The sequence below is a fragment of the Streptomyces sp. NRRL F-6492 genome, from assembly GCF_001280125.1.
Taxonomy (GTDB): domain Bacteria; phylum Actinomycetota; class Actinomycetes; order Streptomycetales; family Streptomycetaceae; genus Streptomyces.
This window is the reverse complement of sequence record NZ_LGEG01000120.1, coordinates 1-805: the sequence shown is the minus strand read 5'-3', so window position 1 is coordinate 805 and position 805 is coordinate 1. Positions and strand designations below refer to the sequence as shown.

General features: G+C 70.4%; 1 pseudogene. It reads right to left on the bottom strand.

Annotated elements, in window-relative coordinates:
* Nucleotides 1-13: 13 nt before the first annotated feature.
* A pseudogene (locus ADL08_RS11680) lies at nucleotides 14-686 on the bottom strand (transposase family protein).
* Between the last annotated feature and the right edge of the window lie 119 nt (nucleotides 687-805).

The window sequence follows — 805 nt, the reverse complement described above, 5'->3', positions numbered from 1 at the left end:
TCAGTGAGCCTTTTCAGCGTTGCCTCTCCAGGGTGAGGATCGCGGCGGTGATCGCGCTGAGGCGGGTTGGGCTGCAGCGGGCGTGGCGGAGGATTCGCCAAGACTTCAGGCGGGCGACTCCGCGTTCGACGGGTGCCCGGGCGGCGGACAGGGCGCGGTTGACGGTGCGCTCGGTGGGGGTGAGTTCGCCTTTCGGTGGGCGGCGTTTGGCGGTGGTGACCCAGGCGCCGGCGCCGGTGCAGGCCAGGTCGGCGAGGAGGGGGACGTCTTGGCGCTCGCAGATCCGGATGATCCGGTGGGTGCGGGCCGCGGTCAGGACGTGGGTCCGGCCCGGCAGCGCCGGCGACAACCACAGGATCCGCCCGGCGGGATCGGTGAGGACTGCACGTTCACGCTGTGCCGTTTGTGCTGGGCGGAGTGGTCGGCCCGCCCGTTGCCGACCCGGTCGCACTCGGCGAGGGTGCCGTCCAGGAGCGCGTGGTCGGGGTTGGTCTCCCGCAGGACCTTCAGGAGTTCCGGTGCCCGGTCGGCGAGGTGTCGCGCCGCCGGAGGTGGACCAGAGCGACCGGAGTCCACCGGGGCGGCGGCAGTTTGCAGCGCCGGCCACCCTCACAGGTGACGACGAGCATCGTTACCCACTCGACCAGAGTGTGGGGCAGGTCGAGTGCGGCAGGACAGGGAACCAACGGGGCTCCTGAGCTGCTGAGTTGAGACGTTAGACAACCTCTCTCAACGGCACGGGGGCCTCGTGCGTTGCGGGCGCCGACCGCGTCACCCATCCGATGCGCACTCTAAAAAGGCTCAG